The 17,507-nt window shown below is 60.4% G+C and carries 14 protein-coding genes and 1 tRNA gene; 7 read left to right on the top strand and 8 right to left on the bottom strand.

Annotation, left to right across the window (positions count from 1 at the left end):
- Both BI292_RS19210 and BI292_RS19205 read left to right on the top strand, forming a co-directional pair.
- On the top strand, positions 1 to 294 hold a 294-nt coding region (locus BI292_RS19210), incomplete at its 5' end, for a CDP-alcohol phosphatidyltransferase family protein (protein WP_371918739.1).
- 63 nt (positions 295 to 357) lie between these two features.
- Positions 358 to 433: transfer RNA gene (locus BI292_RS19205), tRNA-Gly, on the top strand.
- Positions 434 to 550: 117 nt separating this feature from the next.
- Here the strand turns inward: BI292_RS19205 and ycaC are convergent.
- From ycaC to BI292_RS19185, 4 genes are all read right to left on the bottom strand, one after another.
- Positions 551 to 1,183: an isochorismate family cysteine hydrolase YcaC gene (ycaC, locus tag BI292_RS19200; protein ID WP_101208807.1), complete on the bottom strand. Its 633-nt coding sequence runs from the start codon at positions 1,181 to 1,183 to the stop codon at positions 551 to 553.
- Between the two features lie 168 nt (positions 1,184 to 1,351).
- Positions 1,352 to 1,630: a Rho-binding antiterminator gene (locus BI292_RS19195; RefSeq protein ID WP_101208806.1), complete on the bottom strand. Its 279-nt coding sequence runs from the start codon at positions 1,628 to 1,630 to the stop codon at positions 1,352 to 1,354.
- A 1-nt stretch (position 1,631) separates the two neighbouring features.
- Positions 1,632 to 1,895 carry a DUF2024 family protein gene (locus BI292_RS19190; RefSeq protein ID WP_101208805.1) on the bottom strand — a complete coding sequence of 88 codons (264 nt, stop codon included), beginning with the start codon at positions 1,893 to 1,895 and terminating at the stop codon, positions 1,632 to 1,634.
- The gene (locus tag BI292_RS19185; RefSeq protein WP_101208804.1) at positions 1,892 to 2,635 is read right to left on the bottom strand and encodes a hypothetical protein; all 744 of its coding nucleotides are present in this window, start codon (positions 2,633 to 2,635) and stop codon (positions 1,892 to 1,894) included. The genes BI292_RS19190 and BI292_RS19185 overlap by 4 nt, the downstream gene beginning before the upstream one ends.
- A 70-nt stretch (positions 2,636 to 2,705) precedes the next feature.
- Between BI292_RS19185 and BI292_RS19180 the strand changes: the two genes are divergently transcribed.
- Together BI292_RS19180 and uvsE are read left to right on the top strand one after the other, a co-directional pair.
- Positions 2,706 to 3,314 carry a MarR family winged helix-turn-helix transcriptional regulator gene (locus BI292_RS19180; RefSeq protein WP_101208803.1) on the top strand — a complete coding sequence of 203 codons (609 nt, stop codon included), beginning with the start codon at positions 2,706 to 2,708 and terminating at the stop codon, positions 3,312 to 3,314.
- Between the two features lie 127 nt (positions 3,315 to 3,441).
- Positions 3,442 to 4,464 (top strand): UV DNA damage repair endonuclease UvsE, encoded by a 1,023-nt coding sequence (gene uvsE / locus BI292_RS19175; protein ID WP_101208802.1) that lies wholly within the window; start codon positions 3,442 to 3,444, stop codon positions 4,462 to 4,464.
- On the opposite strand, the gene BI292_RS19170 is transcribed toward uvsE, so the two are convergent.
- Both BI292_RS19170 and BI292_RS19165 read right to left on the bottom strand, forming a co-directional pair.
- Positions 4,461 to 6,881 (bottom strand): hypothetical protein, encoded by a 2,421-nt coding sequence (locus tag BI292_RS19170; protein WP_101208801.1) that lies wholly within the window; start codon positions 6,879 to 6,881, stop codon positions 4,461 to 4,463. The two genes, uvsE and BI292_RS19170, sit on opposite strands and share 4 nt — an antisense overlap.
- A 55-nt stretch (positions 6,882 to 6,936) precedes the next feature.
- Positions 6,937 to 7,446: a PaaI family thioesterase gene (locus BI292_RS19165; RefSeq protein ID WP_101208800.1), complete on the bottom strand. Its 510-nt coding sequence runs from the start codon at positions 7,444 to 7,446 to the stop codon at positions 6,937 to 6,939.
- Between the two features lie 197 nt (positions 7,447 to 7,643).
- Between BI292_RS19165 and ligD the strand changes: the two genes are divergently transcribed.
- The 3 genes from ligD to BI292_RS19150 all read left to right on the top strand — a co-directional run bounded on the left by ligD (position 7,644) and on the right by BI292_RS19150 (position 13,577).
- Positions 7,644 to 10,199, top strand: a complete 2,556-nt coding sequence (ligD, locus tag BI292_RS19160; RefSeq protein ID WP_101208799.1) for a DNA ligase D — start codon at positions 7,644 to 7,646, stop codon at positions 10,197 to 10,199.
- Positions 10,200 to 10,212: 13 nt separating this feature from the next.
- Positions 10,213 to 10,437: a DUF2188 domain-containing protein gene (locus tag BI292_RS19155; protein WP_092269145.1), complete on the top strand. Its 225-nt coding sequence runs from the start codon at positions 10,213 to 10,215 to the stop codon at positions 10,435 to 10,437.
- Positions 10,438 to 10,616: 179 nt separating this feature from the next.
- Complete coding sequence (locus tag BI292_RS19150) at positions 10,617 to 13,577, top strand: EAL domain-containing protein (RefSeq protein ID WP_101208798.1); 2,961 nt, start codon at positions 10,617 to 10,619, stop codon at positions 13,575 to 13,577.
- Here the strand turns inward: BI292_RS19150 and yghU are convergent.
- Positions 13,510 to 14,349: a glutathione-dependent disulfide-bond oxidoreductase gene (gene yghU / locus BI292_RS19145; protein WP_101208808.1), complete on the bottom strand. Its 840-nt coding sequence runs from the start codon at positions 14,347 to 14,349 to the stop codon at positions 13,510 to 13,512. The two genes, BI292_RS19150 and yghU, sit on opposite strands and share 68 nt — an antisense overlap.
- A 769-nt stretch (positions 14,350 to 15,118) precedes the next feature.
- On the bottom strand, positions 15,119 to 17,245 hold the full coding sequence (locus BI292_RS19140) for a TonB-dependent receptor domain-containing protein (RefSeq protein ID WP_101208797.1): 2,127 nt from the start codon (positions 17,243 to 17,245) through the stop codon (positions 15,119 to 15,121).
- Positions 17,246 to 17,507: the final 262 nt, after the last annotated feature.

The raw sequence follows: 17,507 nt of genomic DNA, 5'->3' as shown, positions 1-17,507 counted from the left end.
ACGCTGCCGGCAGCGGTGATTATCGGTCGCGAGATCGTCGTCTCGGCGCTGCGCGAGTGGATGGCCGAACTCGGCGCCCGTGCGCACGTTGCGGTATCGAACCTGGGCAAATGGAAAACCGCCGCGCAAATGCTCGCGCTGGTGATCCTGCTGGCCAACCCGTCGGACTTTACGTTCTGGGTATTGTTCGGTTACGCGTTGCTGCTGATCTCGGCAGGCCTGACATTGTGGTCGATGGTCCAGTATCTGCGGGCTGCCTGGCCGCATCTGAAGACCGACGTCGAAAAGAAATAAAACTTTTTTGAATCAAGGGGTTGACGGGGCTTCTGGATTCTATAGAATGCGCCAGACCAAGACGCGGGAATAGCTCAGTTGGTAGAGCACGACCTTGCCAAGGTCGGGGTCGCGAGTTCGAGTCTCGTTTCCCGCTCCAAATATTAAAAAGCGCCACTCATTGAGTGGCGCTTTTTTTTTGCGTGTTTTTTTGCTTGGCGTATTTTGCAGACAATAAAAAGCCCGCTAAAAAGCGGGCTTTTGCGATGCTGCTGACTTACGCCTGGCGAGCTGCCAGTGCCGAGTAGCTGTTCATCAGGTTGCGGTAGTTGGGGATGCGTTGCGACAACAGATTGCCCAGGCCTTCGATATCGTTGCGCCAGTCGACCTGCAACTCACAGGCTACCGAGAACCAATTCATCATCTGCGCGCCGGCCTGAGTCATGCGGTTCCAGGCGGCTTGCTGCACGGTGGTGTTGAAGGTGCCGGAAGAGTCGGTGACCACGAACACTTCAAACCCCTCAGCTAGTGCCGACAGTGTCGGGAAAGTCACGCAGACATCGGTCACGACGCCGGCAATGATCAGCTGCTTGCGGCCAGTTGCCTTGATTGCTTTGACGAAGTCTTCGTTATCCCAGGCGTTGATCTGGCCAGGACGGGCGATGTACGGCGCATCCGGGAACATTTCTTTCAGCTCCGGGACCAGCGGGCCGTTGGGGCCTTGTTCGAAACTGGTGGTGAGAATGGTCGGCAGCTCGAAGAACTTGGCAACGTCGGCCAGAGCCAGCACGTTGTTCTTGAACTCGTTCGCCGAAAAGTCCTGTACCAACGAGATCAGACCGGTCTGGTGGTCGATCATCAACACTACAGCGTCATCTTTGTTCAGGCGGTTGTAAGTGGCGTTGCTCATGATGAAATCCTTTATCGAGGTAGGTAGGGGTAGGGCGTCGTCCGTAGGGCTGAGCTGGGTCAGCCGCTTCGTTCAACATGGGCCCAGATTAATGACCTGCCTCGAGATGAAAAAGCGCCTGGAAACGGTTTGACTGTCAACTCAATCAGGACAATCCAAACTCTCAGCTCAAAAGTGGCAAACGGCTTCACTGAAAACGATCCGGCCAAATTCTGCATGATCGTCCAGCGGAGTGATTGCCAGCAGTTGATCGAGGCGCAACTCCACCGTGTGACCATCCTGCTCAAACACCATGAATTCCTCCTTGCTCGGCGCAGTGCGGGTGGTCACGGCCCGGGCGATCAGCCGTTGACCGTCGACCCGTTCGACGTTCAACACGTAGCCGCGCAGGCATGCGATTTCCAGAAAGTCGTGCAGATCACAGTTCAACGGCTGATAGGTGTGCATTTCAATCCTCCTGACAACCTTGCAGTTCAAGAATGTAATAACCGTGTTGGCTGATCGCTTGCGCCACCACCGGGTTACCGGGTTCGACGTGACAGAAGCGGCATTCGCTCTGGGCAATGTCCTCGTCGTTGAGGCCCTTTTCCAGCAGATACTGACGGGCGTGCGCTTGGGCTTTCTCGGTGTCGTTGCCTTCGATCAGCACATCGAAGTGCAGGTAGCGGCCGGTTTTGGTGCGCACGTGGGTATCGAATACTTTGATGGTCATTTTTGCTTGCCCTCCAGTTTCCAGGTGCCCGGCAACGACAGGTCGCCTGAGGCAATGTCATAAACGCTGCTGACGCACAGCAGCGGGTTGTGCAGGTCGGCGTTGACCTTGAGCGCGGCGGTCACGCCATCGAAATTGAAGCTTTGCGGAAAGCCGACTGCGGCCAGCGGCACACGGATCTGCGCGGCGTTTTCCTTGACGCTCAGCGTGTAACCGGGAGAGTCGATGTAGATCGGCGCGCCGGGCCAGGTCGCGGGCAGTTTCGGTTTCGCGTCTTTGGGGATGTCGCGCACTTTCAGGCCGCCGGGGCCGCAGCTCTCATCCTTGCTCAAGACCACCCAGTGCGAGTGCCACAGGCCACCGTCGTTATCCTTCTTGCCGTCGTGGTTTTCGTCGGCCTGCGGCGTGTCGTCGAAGTCCGGGTGCGAGGTCAGGGCGAGCGCCAGAATGCCGGACTTGGCGTCAAAACCGACCGCGCCGCTGTCGAGGCTGGTCGGCCAGACGTAGCTGTAGACTTCGGCGCCGGCGAACGAACCCTTGGCGGTCGGCACGCGGCTGCCAGCCTTGCCGTCAACCAATTGCTCGAAGACCAAGTCGCTGCCGTCCTTGAAAACCCGGGTTTGCACCAGGTCGAAAGCGGCGTCGGTTTTGCCCGGTTCGCTGTGAATGTGATTGCTTTCGTGGGCCCAGGCCTGCGAGGTGAGGAGGGCGCTGACGGCGATGGCCAATGCAGTTTTCATGGTAGCTTCCAAAGGTGAGTTGGTATTGATCCGACACCACAAGCCTAAGGGAGCAGCGATTTTTGTCAATATGGTTTTTATTCGATACTATCTATCGGCCCGATTAATCTGGACATGCCTTGTGTTATTTGACCTGTTGGAACGCCTTTCAAGCCTGACCCGCGTGTGGTTCCGCGAGCATCCGTTGCTCGCCGAATTGCAGCCAATCCAGCTCAGCGCGCTGATGTACCTGGCGCGCTGCAATCGCTATTCGAATACGCCGCTGGCGGTCACCGACTATCTCGGGTTGACCAAAGGCACGGTGTCGCAGTCGCTGAAAGCGCTGGAAGCCAAAGGCTTGCTGACCAAGGTTCAGGACGTCCGGGACAAGCGCAGCGTGCACCTGGAATTGACCGACAGCGCCCGCGAGCTGATCGGCGCGGTGATGCCGCCGGAATTTCTGGTGACGGCAACCCGGCAAATGGGCAGCCACGCCGCCGATCTGGAGACCCTGCTTCTCGAGTTACTGCGCACCATCCAGCGCGGCCAGGATGTGCCCGGTTTTGGTTTGTGCCACTCTTGCCGTTTTCATCAGGTGTCGGCGCAAGGCCCGGTCTGCAAACTGACCAATGAGCCGCTGAGCGTCCGCGAGGTGGACCTGATCTGCCGCGAATTCAAGCAACCGGAAAAGATCGCCTGACATTGACATTGACATTGACACGGCCGCACAAGTCGATCGAACCGTCGCCGCCGGCGCACAGTCAGAAGATCACTAGCCAGAAGATCAACTGTCACAACGCATAAGCGCCAACACTCCAAGGATCCCCATGTCGTCGCCCCGAATCGGTTTCGCCTGCCAGTATCGCCACCCGCAACGCAGCCTCGCGCTGGCGGAGTTGAAGGTCATCGAATCGGCACTCAACCCGCGCACCACCACTCTGCGCTGGATGAACAGCGTCGAAGTGCACGTCGCGCAGCAACGGTTGATCGAGATCGTCGAGCACAACCTCGGCGCCCAACTGAAGTTGTTGGCGTACGTCGCCGAGTTGCCGGCGGCGCTGCGCATGCTGCGCCTGAGCAGTGATCTGTTGCCGTTCTACAGTCATCCGCAGATCAGCGCGTTCTACCAGCAACCGGAGGTTGTGCTGAAGCTCAGTGAAGGCTTTGCGGCGATTGGTGCGCTGGCGCGAAGTAGCGGGATTCGCTTGTCGATGCACCCCGGCCAATACTGCGTGCTGGGCTCGGATCGCCCGGACGTGGTGGAAAACAGTCTGGCCGAATTCGAATACCACGCCGACATGATTCGCATGATGGGTTACGGCGTGCAGTTCCAGGATTTCAAATGCAACATCCACATTGCCGGCCGACTAGGGCGCGAAGGCATTCGTGCGGTGTGGCCACGGCTCTCGCAAGTCGCGCGCAATTGCATCACCTTCGAAAACGACGAAAAGACCTACGGCGTCGACGACTGCCTGGCGCTCGCGGATTTGGCGCCCGTGGTGCTCGACGTCCACCATTGCTGGATTCACGAAAATGATTACATCGCGGCGGATTCGGAGCGTGTATCGCGCATCGTCGACAGCTGGCGCGGCGTGCGCCCGACCATGCATTACTCGCAACCCAAGGAGCAATTGCAGGAAATGGGCTTCAGCGCCGAAATGAAACTGGAAATGGACGCCGTGACTCAAGTGGTGACCAAACGCGATCTATACGCGCACAGCGACCGCATGTGGAACCGCTGGACCAACGAATACGTCGTGCAGTTTCTTGATCGCTTCGACGTGATGTTCGAAGCCAAACACAAGAACCTGGCGACGCAGGAATTTTACGAGCAATACCTGCGCGGCTAGCGCCACGGCTGCAACGCCGCCGTATCGAGCGCTTGCCACGCAGGCGCATTGGCCAACTGATCCTTGGTCAGCCAGAGTCCGCCGCTCGGCAGCAACGGTTCGGCGGGAAGTGCGAGCAAGTCGCGCAACTTGATCACATTGATCGAACCGCGATCGCGGTCACCCTCGGCGGCCCAGTCGTGTTCGAACAGTCGAACGCTCAATGCCTCTGCGGTAAAACCTTCAAACTGCGGGCGATTGCGCAACCACTGGGGTGATTGGCGCAAGGTTCGTTCCTGCACATCCAGCAACAACAATTGCCAGGCCATTGCTCCATCGACATCGCGGTGCAGCCGCGTCAGCGCCAGATAACGCGCGTCCCCGGACCAGACCATCGACGGCGCGAGATCGTTTACCGCGCAACCTGACGCCGTCAGCAAATAACCGCCCAAGCGCGGACTGTGCACGCGCAGCCAACTGTCGGCGTATTCGGTTTCACAGCCAAACAGCCATGCCGCATCTTTACCGTTCGGGGCTGGCTGGACGAAATCGCCATCGGCAATCGCCACTTGCGGCTGCGTCACCTCGCGCCAATTGGGCAGAACATTCACCCCCTGAGCGCTGACCTGCAGTTCGCACCATTCAAAGTACAGCCGCGAATCTTCTCGATATCGACAGAACTCAGGCACCTCGCCGGCCTTCGGTGGCGCTTGATCAAAGCGCTGCAGCGCGGTGCTTTCGCGAGCCTGGTCCAGCCGTCCGCGAATCACTGCGACAGCGACAATTGGCCCACGAAAATCCAGCAAGCGCGCCGCCAACAACGGCGGGCTGCAGAGCAATTGTCGTTGCTCGGTATCGGCGACCATCACACCGCCGCCAACGACAAACGGGATCAACGCGATGTAGCGTCCCGCGTCGCACACCCGATGATCGAGTTGCCAAACGCCCGGCAACTGCCACTCGCCAATTGTGCAGGAATAACCGCCATCCGCTTGCCCAGTGAATCGTGCACGGGTTGCAGCGCTCACCGGCGCCGACTCGACCTGCGTCGCACCGCGCTGACCAGTTCCATTCAAAGGCACGGCCAATTGCACACGAGTCAGGCGCCGCTCGGCGACCTGAATCCGCCCGGCAGCGTCATGCCCGACCTGCGCATCACAGTCGCTGTGAATGCTGTACAAGCCGTAGCCGTAGCGCCCGTGATCAGGTTGCGGATAGTCGAGGTACGAGGAAACCCGCAGGTGAAACTCATCAAGCTCCAGCGGTTCGGTCCAGCCGAGCGAAGGCTCGTCGTCGGCGCCGATCCACGGTTCGGGCAACATTTGCCAGCCTCGGTCAACCTGCCAGAGCCAATAGCCGAGCGCGGCGCCGGAGCGCGCACGGCAAGCGAAAGAGCGGCTGTCACGGCTCCAGATGACCGCGGTGTCGGCGTTGATCAGTAATGCCGTCGTTGCGCCGTTGACGCTGACGCGATAGTCGGGATTGCTCAGCGCCTCGCAGGGTTGCGGCAATTCGCGCAAGCTCGCGGGCATTACCTTGAACGCCTCCACACGCTGCTGGCCATCCGGGGAAGCATGCTCGAGCGCGTCAGGCGCGAGGTTTTGCTGCCACGCGCCGGGCTCCAGCCACAGGTCGGCAACCGGCACCAGACTGACCTTTTCGGCGCTCGCCAACAGATTTTCCAGGCTGATTTGGCGGGCTCCGTTGTCGACCAGCGGGCTGTAGCGCCCCACCAGAATGCCGTCGCTGAAATCATCCAGTTCCCAGAATTCATCGCAAGAACACTGGTAGAGCTGGCGCGCCTGCCGATCCAGAATCACCAAACCCCACGTCTGCCGTGAAGGCACGGGCGCGGCGAAATAACGCCCGTCCGTGGAGAACCGCGCCGATGAACCAAGACCCTGCAGCAGCACGCCATCGGGAAACAGGTAATCGCAGAGCACCGGCCCGCCCATGGCGATTTCGCTGTCATTGAATACGCGGATCGGCTCGCCCTCGGGCGTCTGCCGTGGCTCGCCGCCGCCCCAGGCACTGGCGCCGCCGGAGGAATGGCCGTGCGGCGATGACTTGGCGCGCTTGTCCTCGGCAAAGCCAAAACGCCGTTCCAGATGACTGACGCACGCCAGTCCGCCAAACATCACCAGCGCCGCCCCGGCGATATCCCAATATTGCGGCAACGCCCGGCCGACGTTGAACCCCAAGCCAATCGCGGCGGAGGTCATCAACCGCGCCAAACCGCGCCCGGTGGCTTTCCAGCCGAATTGCGCCGCCAGCCACATGCACGCCGCGCAGCCCAGCACCACACCGACTGCCCACAGCAACGGGATGACCGTCACCAGAAAAATCGGCACCAGCAGCACGGCGATTTGCCAGAGCAGATCGAGCAACAGTCGCGGCAGGCTTTTTTCGTCAGCGGGTTGCTCGGAAGAGTAGGGCACCGTTACCTCGATAACCAAAAATGGACGGACTTCAGCGAATCAAACCAGTGCGCGCTCAGCGGCCATGCGCGGCGTTGGCCAGTTGCCCGGTGTCGACGCGCACGAAGGTCGAGTCGCCGATGGCGGTCAGCACTTCGCCGGCGTAGACCTCGCAGATCACCCGGGTCTTGCGCCCGACGTCGCCCTCGACTTTCGCCCGCAAGGTCAGCGTGACGCCCATTGGCGTCGGTTTGATGAACTTGATGCCGAGGTTGCCGGTGACGCAATCGATGCGCGGCAGGCTGTCGGCTGCGCGCTGTTCGGCCCGGTAGTGATAAGCCATGGCGGTCCAGTTGGAGTGGCAATCGACGAGCATGGCGATCAAGCCACCGTAGACCAGATCCGGCCAGCCGCAATACTTGGCGTCCGGTACATGCTCGGCGACCACGTGCACGCCGTCCTCATGCCAGACACTCTTGACGTGCAACCCCTGCGGATTGCGCCCGCCGCAGCCGTAACACACGCCGTCGGGCGCGGCTAGGTCTTGCAGAGGTTCGCTGGAGAGAGCTGTATCGAAAGTTGGCATGGCGAGGTCATCCTGAACAGTGTGGGCCAGAGCAGATATCGCTGGATTCTAACCCCGGACCTCGCCGTGCGTTAACTCGCGTGCTGCGCTTAACCCCGCGCGACTGTGCCGTCGATCGGCCGAGCGGCGGATGGTCGAATACTCGGAACTAGTCGCGCAGCGCTTGCCTCTCAACAGGATTGAGCGAGGGTTTGGGTATGAGCGATGCGCTGGACGACTACAACAGCAAACGCGACTTCGACGCCACGCCGGAGCCGTCGGGCGCGGTAAAACGTACGCGCCGGACCGCGAAGGCGCAGGCGCTGCAGTTTTGCATTCAGAAGCACGACGCAACGCGCCTGCATTACGATTTTCGCCTGGAAATCGACGGCACGCTGAAGAGCTGGGCCGTGCCCAAAGGCCCGAGCCTCGATCCCCAGGTCAAGCGTCTGGCCATGGAAGTCGAAGATCATCCGCTCGATTACGCCTCGTTCGAGGGCAGCATTCCGCAGGGCCATTACGGCGCCGGCGATGTGATCGTCTGGGACCGTGGGATCTGGAAGCCGATTGGCGATCCGTTGGAGTCGCTGAAAAAAGGCAAACTCAAGTTCGAGCTCGAAGGTGAAAAGCTTGGCGGCATCTGGAACCTGGTGCGCACGCATCAGGAAGGCAAACAGAAACCGTGGTTTCTGATCAAACATCAGGACGCCGCGGCGAAACCCGAAGCCGAGTTTGACGTGGTCAAAGAGCAGCCCGATTCGGTGCTCAGCGAGCGCACGCTCATCCCGAAAAAGCGCAAGGGCAAAACCGCCGAAGCGAAACCGGTCGAACAAGTCCCGGCGCCGCGCAAACGCAAGGGCTCCGGCACGTTGACCGGGGCGAAGAAAGCGCCGCTGCCGGCAACGCTGAAACCGCAATTGGCGACGCTGGTCGAGTCGGCGCCGTCCGGCGATTGGCGTTACGAGATCAAGTTCGACGGCTACCGCATGTTGGCGCGGATTGAAAACGGCACCGTTCAGTTGTTCACCCGCAATGGCCATGACTGGACCGCCAAGTTGCCAAGGCAAGCGCAAGCGCTGGCCAGCCTGGGGCTGGAGTCGGCGTGGCTGGATGGCGAAGTGGTCGCCGCCGACGAAAACGGCGTTCCGAGTTTTCAGTTATTGCAGAACGCTTTCGAGTCCGGCAAGAGCGGCGCGATTGTGTTTTACCTGTTCGACATGCCATACCTCAACGGCGTCGACTTGCGCGAAGTGCCGGTTGAAGAACGGCGGTCAGCGCTGGCGAAAGTGCTGGAACGCAGCGAAGACGAAATCCTCAGGTTCTCCGAAGACTTCGGCGAAGACGCCAGTGATCTGCTGGCCAGCGCCTGCCAGATGAATATGGAAGGCCTGATCGGCAAGCGGGTCGGCAGCCCTTATGTTGCGCGGCGTTCCGACGATTGGATCAAGCTCAAATGCCAACAGCGCCAGGAATTCGTGGTGGTTGGCTACACCGAACCGAAAGGCGCGCGGACATTGTTCGGCGCGCTGCTGCTCGGCCTGCACGACAAGGACAGCGGCGAGTTGCGCTATGCCGGCAAGGTCGGCACCGGGTTTAACGAACGCACGTTGAAGTCGATTCACGCGCAGCTCACGCCACTCGAAGTCAAGAAGCCTGCGGTGGTCAATCCGCCGACCGGATTCGAGGCCAAAGGCGTGCATTGGCTCAAACCCGTGTTGCTCGCGGAAGTGGCTTACGCGGAGATCACCAAGGACGGCTCGGTTCGCCATTCGGTGTTCCATGGCTTGCGCCGCGACAAACCGGCCAAGGACATCACTGAAGAAACGCCGAAAGACGTGAGCGAACCAAGCACGCCAGCGCCTGAGAAAAAACCGAAGAAATCTGCCACCCCGACGCCCGGGAAGATCCGCATCACTCACCCCGACCGTGTGATCGACGCCAGCAGCGGGTCGACCAAGATGCAACTGGCGGAATACTACTTCAGCGTCGCCGATTGGATTTTGCCAACCCTGAAAAACCGGCCGATCGCGCTGGTGCGGGCGCCCGAAGGCGTTGCCGGCGAATTGTTCTTCCAAAAGAATGCCGAGCGCCTGACGATTCCCGGCATCGAATCGGTCGACGGCGAAACGGTGATGCTGATCAACAATGCCGAAGCGCTGGTCGGCGCGGTGCAGATGAGCACCATAGAATTTCATTCCTGGAACGCTCGGGCGCCGGACCTGGAACGCCCCGATCGCTTCGTCCTCGACCTCGACCCGGACCCGGCGCTGCCGTGGAAAAGCATGGTCGAAGCGACCACGCTGACCCTGACCATTCTTGATGAACTGGGCCTGACCTCGTTCGTCAAAACCAGCGGCGGCAAAGGCATTCATCTGGTGGTGCCGCTCACGCCCAAGGACAGTTGGGACTCGGTCAAGGAATTCAGCCACGGCATCGTCAAGTACATGGCCAAGCTGATTCCGCAGCGATTTTCGGCGGTGTCGGGGCCGAAAAACCGTGTCGGGCGGATCTTCATCGATTACCTGCGCAATGCAAAAGGCGCGACTACCATCAATGCCTATGCGGCGCGTACACGCGAAGGTTTGCCGGTGTCCGTGCCGATTTATCGCGAGGAAGTCGCCGAAATCAAAGGCGCCAATGTCTGGAACATCCACAACTTGCACGAACGCCTGGGCGAACTGGGGGAGGACCCATGGGCCGATTACGCGAAAACCCGACAGACGATCACTAATGAAATGCGCCGCAAAATCGGTTTGAAACCCGTTTCTAAATAACAAGGAAAACACCATGGACAACTATCACATCGCGATATCGGGCAAAGGCTGGCAGTTGAAGAAGGAGGGCGACGATAAAGTGTTGAAGACCGCCGAGACCAAATCCGAGCTGATCGAAATGTCGGCGGCGTTTTTCAAGGACAAAACCGCTTCGCTGAAGATTCACAAGGAGGACGGCACTATTCAGGAAGAACGCACCTACCCGCGCAGCGCCGACCCGTCGAGCAGCAAGGGCTAGAATCGGTTGAGCAGAGAATTCCCGGCCGAGGCGAGTGGCCGGGTTATCTGTCTCATGGTTGAACTTAAGTGAATAAAAATATTGAAAAAAACCGCTATAAGCTTTAAACGAGAAGTCCACTGGCACATTGCTAGCAATCAATAAAAAGTCTCGCCAGTTTTTGGCCCCAGGGAGTGCTGATGAGTTTTCTTCCATTGACCGCCGACGCCTCGCGGCAATCGAACGATTGCGACGCTGTCGCCTCTCAATTGAAAGAGAACCCGGACACACCTGACATGGCCCACGCTGACAGTGGCGACAGCATCGAAAACTTACTGGAAGCCGCGCGCAACGGCGCTCACAGCAAGGAGTGGGTGGTTTATCGCGCCGGAGAACATTTGCACTTGGTTGGTCAGGGCGATGCGCAGGCGCAATGGCCATCGACCGTCAGCAACGAAGAATTTGCACAGTTTTGCCAGACTCGAGGCCTGCACCGTTGGCCCACCGGCCGTGGCGAAACCGTGCTCGGCTGGCTGCTTGCGCCGATTAACGAGGCCGCCGACCCGGCGCTCGCCGAGTTTGCCCAACGGCTGGGCGTTCAGGTGCAGACCAACACCTTGGCGCGGGCGCAGATTACTCAGCGGGTGCTGTACGAAATCACTTATCTGGCCAGTTCGACCCGCGACCGCTCGGTGTTTCTGGTCGGCGTCCATCAACTGCTGGCCAGCCTGATCGACGCGGAAAACTTTTACCTCGTCCTCTACGACCCGCACACGCGCAAGATGGATTACCCGTATTACGTCGACACCATCGACGTTGAAGCGCTGGAATCGGAAAACTACGAATTCCTCGACCCCGAGCACCTGTCGCTGACCGCGCAAGTGTTGACCTCCGGCCATCCGTTGCTGATCGACGCCGCCGGGATTCACGCGGCGGAGGCAGAGGGGCGTTTTTATTGCGTGGGTGATTGTCCGGAATTCTGGATGGGTGCGCCGCTGAAAAATGCCTCGGACGACGTGTTTGGCATGCTCGCGATGCAGGTCTACGAGGTCTCGCGGATTTACAGCGCCGAAGATCGCGCGTTGTTTCTGGTGGTTGCGCGCCACGTGGCGATGGCGCTGGACCGTATTCTGCACCGCGCCGACCTCGAAGAAACGGTGATGCGCCGCACTCTGGAACTGTCAGCGCTGAACGATGCCTTGCGTCAGGAAGTGCTCGACCGCGAGCGCGCCGAGCACCTGCAAAGTGCGCTGTTCCAGATTGCCGAACTGTCGAGCCAGCCCGGCGACATGGCTGAGCTGTTTCAAACCTTGCATGGCATCGTTGGCGATTTGTTGTTCGCGCAAAACTTCTACATCGCGCTGTTCGACGACGCGACCAGCGAAGTGACCTTTCCGTATTACGTCGATGAACGGCAGATCGTCCGTCCGGTCGCCCGGCGTGGCCGTCGCGGCCTGACCGAGTATGTGATTCGCCAGCGCCGCCCGTGCCTGATTGACACCGACGAAGCTGAGCGTTTGTCCGCAACCGGCGAAATCGAATTGGCCCATGAGTCGGTGCGCTCGTATTCGTGGCTGGGCATTCCGTTGTTCGACGGCGACGTGGTGCGCGGCGTGCTGGCGGTGCAAAGCTATACCTCGCCGGTGCGCTATACCCAGCGCGATCAGGAACTGCTGACCTTTGTTTCGCGACACATCGACACCGCGCTGTCGCGCCGTACCGCCGCCGAAGCGATTCACGCCGCCAATCTCAAACTCGAGGCGCGGGTGCAGGACCGCACCCGCGAACTCGATCACGCCAACGCCAAGCTGCAACACGAAAACTCCCACGATGCGCTGACCGGGCTGCCGAACCGCACCTATCTGCAGCAGCATCTGAATCAGGCCTGGGAACGCTTCGGCAGTGAGGGCGGCAATCTGGCGGTGATGTTCATCGACCTCGACCGTTTCAAAATGGTCAACGACAGCCTCGGCCACCACTTTGGCGATCTGTTGTTGATGCAAGCCGCGAATCGTCTGCGCGGCTGTCTGCGCGACACCGACATGCTCGCCCGGTTGGGCGGCGACGAGTTTTCGGTGCTGGCGCCGGGTGCGCCACTGGAAGCGGTGATCGATATCGCCGAGCGTATTTTGCTGGCGTTCGACCTGCCGTTCTTCATCAATGGCCACGAGGTGTTTTCCTCTTGCAGCATTGGCATTGTCAGCGCCGACAGCCAGTTTCACCACGAGCCGGCAGACTTGCTGCGCGACGCCGATGCGGCGATGTATCGGGTCAAAAGTGCCGGGCGCGACAGTTACGCGGTGTTCAATCAGGAAGTGCGCCGCGAAGTCTCCGATCAGGTTGAGCGCGAAGGGGCGTTGCGCAACGCGCTGAAACGCAGCGACGAACTGCTGCCGTATTTCCAGCCGATTGTCAGCGTCGACACTGGCGAGTTGGTTGCGCTGGAGGCATTGATTCGTTGGCATCAACCGGGCGGGCGGATTATCGCGCCGGGCGAGTTTTTGCCGGATGTCGAAGGCTTGCGCCTGATTGGCCGGCTGGATTTGTACATGCTCAACAGCATCGCCGCGATTCTCGCGCAAGCGGAACACGCGAACTGGCCGCCGGTGCACGTCAATTGCTCGAGCTACAGCATGACCCGGCCGGATTTCGCCACTGATGTGCTGGCCTTGTTGACGTTGCACCAAGTCGCGCCGTCGCGGATTTGCCTGGAGCTGACTGAAGGCGCGCTGGTCGCGGAACCGGCCATCGCCCGGCTGACCATGCAGCAATTGGCCGACAACGGCATGTCGGTGGTGCTGGATGACTTCGGCGCCGGGTTCTCGTCCCTGAGTTACGTGCACCAATACCGCTTCAGCGGGTTGAAGATCGACAAGTCGTTCATCCTTGAACTGACCAGCAGTTCGCGCAGCCGCGCGATTGTCCGGGCGATTGTGCGCATGGCGGAATCGCTCGATCTCAGCGTGGTCGCCGAAGGTGTCGAGGATGAAGCGACGCTGGTCCTGCTGCGCGAAATGGGCGCGGGGCAGGCCCAGGGTTATTTCTTCGCCAAACCGATGGGCCTGGAGGCGTTGCAAGCGAGTGCGCTGATCGTCAGTCCAGGTCCGCAGCCTGATGCCGCTCCGGCACTTGGCTCGACTCGTCGCCCCACGTCCGGTTGACGCGCTGCCCACGAATCACCGCCGGACGATTGGCGATGTCCTCGGCCCAGCGCTGCAGGTGGGTGTAGTCCTGCGCGGAGAGGAATTCGGCGGCTGAATAAACGTTGTCGCGGACCAATTGCCCGTACCACGGCCACACGGCGATGTCGGCAATGCTGTACTCATCGCCGGCCAGATAAGGACTCTCGGCGAGGCGTCGATCCAGCACGTCCAGTTGCCGTTTGGCTTCCATGGTGAAGCGATTGATCGGGTATTCGAGCTTCTCCGGCGCGTAGGCGTAGAAGTGCCCGAAGCCACCGCCCAGGTACGGCGCGGCGCCCATTTGCCAGAACAGCCAGTTCAGAGTTTCAGTGCGTCCGGCGGGATCGCTGGGCAGGAATGCGCCGAATTTTTCCGCGAGATAGAGCAGGATGGAGCCCGATTCGAACACCCGAATCGGCGGTTCGGCGCTGCGGTCGAGCAGTGCGGGGATTTTCGAGTTCGGGTTGATATCGACGAAGCCGCTGGAGAACTGATCGCCTTCGTTGATGCGGATCAGCCAGGCATCGTATTCGGCGCCGCTGTGGCCGAGTGCGAGCAACTCTTCCAGCAGAATGGTGACCTTGACCCCATTCGGCGTGGCCAGCGAGTAGAGCTGCAACGGGTGTTCGCCGACTGGCAGCTGTTTGTCGTGAGTCGGCCCGGCAATCGGCCGATTGATGCTGGCGAACTGGCCGCCGGACGGCGCGGTGTTTTTCCAGACCTTGGGCGGGACGTAAGACGCTTTGCTCATGAGAAAAAAACCCATTCGATGATTGCGCTAATCGCGAATAGGCTTTCTTACGCGGCATGCCTAAAAACGTCAACCGCCGATAACTCCGGTCCTTTCTCGATAACCCCGTCCCTATGTAGCAGCTGGCGCAGCCTGCGTTCGGCGGCGAAGCCGTCGCCAAATCAGCCAACGCGGTGTTTCAGTTGAATCTCGCCATCCGGGTTTACGACGGCTGCGCCGCCGGACGCAGGCTTCGCCAGCTGCTACAGGACGCGGCGTTGCCGATGAAGATTTACTTCCCCGCAAGGCATGCCTTTAGACGTCATCCGCCGATAACCCCGTCCTTCGCCAACAACCCCGCCCCTTTGTAGCAGCTGGCGCAGCCTGCGTTCGGCGGCGAAGCCGTCGCCAAATCAGCCAACGCGGTGTTTCAGTTGAGTCTTGCCATCCGGATTTACGACGGCTGCGCCGCCGGACGCAGGCTTCGCCAGCTGCTACAGGGGACGTGGCGTTGCCGATGGAGATTTGCTTTCACGCATAGCATGCCTTTAGACGTCATCCGCCGATAACCCCGTCCTTCGCCAACAACCCGATCCCTTTGTAGCAGCTGGCGCAGCCTGCGTTCGGCGGCGAAGCCGTCGCCAAATCAGCCAACGCGGTGTTTCAGTTGAGTCTTGCCATCCGGATTTACGACGGCTGCGCCGCCGGACGCAGGCTTCGCCAGCTGCTACAGGACGCGGCGTTGCCGATGATGTGGCGTAACCCTATAAGTGGCGCGATCACTTGGGGTTTAACGCAAACTCCACGACACGCCGAAGTACATCGCCATGCCTTCGCCCGGCGTCGAGCGGGCGGCGTCGAGGCCTTTGTCGTCGTAGCCCGGCGTGACGGTGGCGGCGTAGTGTTTGTTGGTCAGGTTGCGCAGGTCGAGCCAGGTTTGCCAGTCATCCTTGGGCGCGTTGTAACCGAGGGTTGCACCGAACGTCGCATAAGGATCGGCGTAGTAACTGTTGGCGTAATCGACCGCGGTTTTCGACACCCATTGCGTGTTCAGCGCCGCGAAGAAACCCTGGCGCCAGTCGTAGCGTAACTCGCCCTGGTAGTAATGCATCGGCAGGCCGGGCAGGCGGTTGTCGCCGAAACGCTCGTCGTCGCGGTAATGGAAATCGCTGAAGGTATAGCTCTGGCGCAGGCTCAATCGGTCGCCATTGTCCGCCGACCACAACGTGCTTTGCAGGCTCGCTTCAACGCCTTGGTGCACAGTCGGGCTGGCGTTGAGTTCGTAAGGCGTGACGGCGTTGGCGTCAGGCAATACCGAAAGCAATTCGTGGCGCACTTGCGCGTAATACCAGGCCAGGCTCCACTGGCCGAACGCGCTGTCGCCACGGCCGCCGAGTTCGAGGGTGGTCGCCGTCTGGTTTTGCAGTTTGATCGGGTCGCGCTGGGTGCCGGTGGCCGCGCCGCTGCCTGCCGGGAAGCGCTGGTCGGCGCTGTAGATCAGCGACCACGGGTGCGGCCCTTCGACCGAACGGCTGAGATTGCCGAACACTTGCACGTCCGGCGTCACTTGATAGCGCAGGCCCAAACGTGGCGCGTAATCCCAATCGCCCATGCTGGTCTTGCCGCCACCTTCGGGGTAGGTGACCGCGCTTTCGCGGCGGGTATAGATCGCTGCGAGGCCGGTGGTCAGCCACAGGTCATCGGCGATTTCCAGGTCGTTGCCTACGTGCAGTACGGTGTCCGAGCCCTGATAAGTGAAATTGCGCATGTGCGTGCCCGGCGCGTAACCGGCGGTATTGCCGCCGGGGATGCGCACCAATTCGCTGGCGCCGTCATTCGGCAAGTGTTTGGTCACACGCAGCCCCAGCGTACTGCGGCTTTCCATGCCCCAGAGGCTGTCGCGGCGCTTGTAATCGAAGGTGCCACTGACGTCGCTGTAGGCAACTTTCAAACGGTTCGGGCCTTCGCGCAAATCCATCGGATAGTCGTGATAAACCAGGCCGGTCTGGAGGCTCGAATCGTCGTCGATGTAATAGGTGGTCTTGTTGCCGAAGAAGGTGCTGCCCGGTTGCTTGCGGCTGTCGTCGCGCGACACGTAAGCCGGATTGGCTGCGCGCGGGTCGTGCTCGATGGAATGCTTGGTCACTCGTCCGGCGAGGTCGTTATCGGTTTCGCGATAACGCAGGTAAAAGCGCGTTTCGAGGTTCGGATTGAAACGATAACCGACGTTGGCGATCAGCCCTTGGCTTTCGCTCGCGGTGTGGTCCTGATAACCGTCGGCGCGCGCATCGGTGAGGGCGACGTAGTAATCGAGGTCGCCGAGCACTTGCCCGGAACTGATCTGACGCTGCTGATAGCCGTGGCTGCCGGTGGCGTAACGCACTTGCAACTTCGGTGCGTCGTAACCGGTGTGGCTGACGTAATCGATGGCGCCGCCGAGTGCCAGCGCGCCACGGTCGAAACCATTGGCGCCGCGCAGCACTTCGACGTGATCGAGCCAAAGCGGCTCGAGCAATTCATAAGGCGTACCGCCGGGGCCGGTCAGCGGCAAACCGTCGAGCATCGCGTACAGCCCCGACGCATGCGCGCCCGGTGCGCGGTTGATCCCCGAGCCGCGAATCGAAATCTTCACACCTTCATTGCCCGCCGACTGCGCATACACGCCCGGTTGATAGGCCAGCACGTCCTGATTACTCGCGACACGCCCCTGCAACGGTCGGCGCAGGTCGACGACATTGGTCGCGCCGGGCACCTCGGCGAGCCGTGTTTCAGCCGCTTCGATGCTCTGATCTTCGCCACTTTGCTGCTCACCTTGAATCAGCACTTGCCCCAATTCCAGGCCTTCGGCCGCAGCCATGGCCGGGCAGGCGAGGGCCATCCCGAGCAACGCAACGGGCAGGGATTTGGGCGACGGCATCGAGGAAGCTCCAAGCATTACAAAGGGATGAAAAAAGGCATAAAAACCGGCAGTGAACACTGCGACGTAAGTAAGAACGAGCAGAGCACATGGCAATTTTGCTTTTTGCGCCCAGCCCCTCGCTGATCGCCTCGAATCCGCGTGACAGCGGTTGAGATCTGCGAGCAATCCAAAGTTTGAAGTGTTTCGCCAATCACCGACGACTGGCACAGAAAACCGTCGATTTGCCGCGTTCGATGCCGCCTGTCGCGGGCCTTCAATC

It is taken from the genome of Pseudomonas sp. 43NM1, from assembly GCF_002836905.1.
In the GTDB taxonomy this organism is placed as follows: Bacteria; Pseudomonadota; Gammaproteobacteria; order Pseudomonadales; family Pseudomonadaceae; genus Aquipseudomonas; species Aquipseudomonas prosekii.
This window is presented reverse-complemented; position numbering and strand designations above follow the sequence as displayed.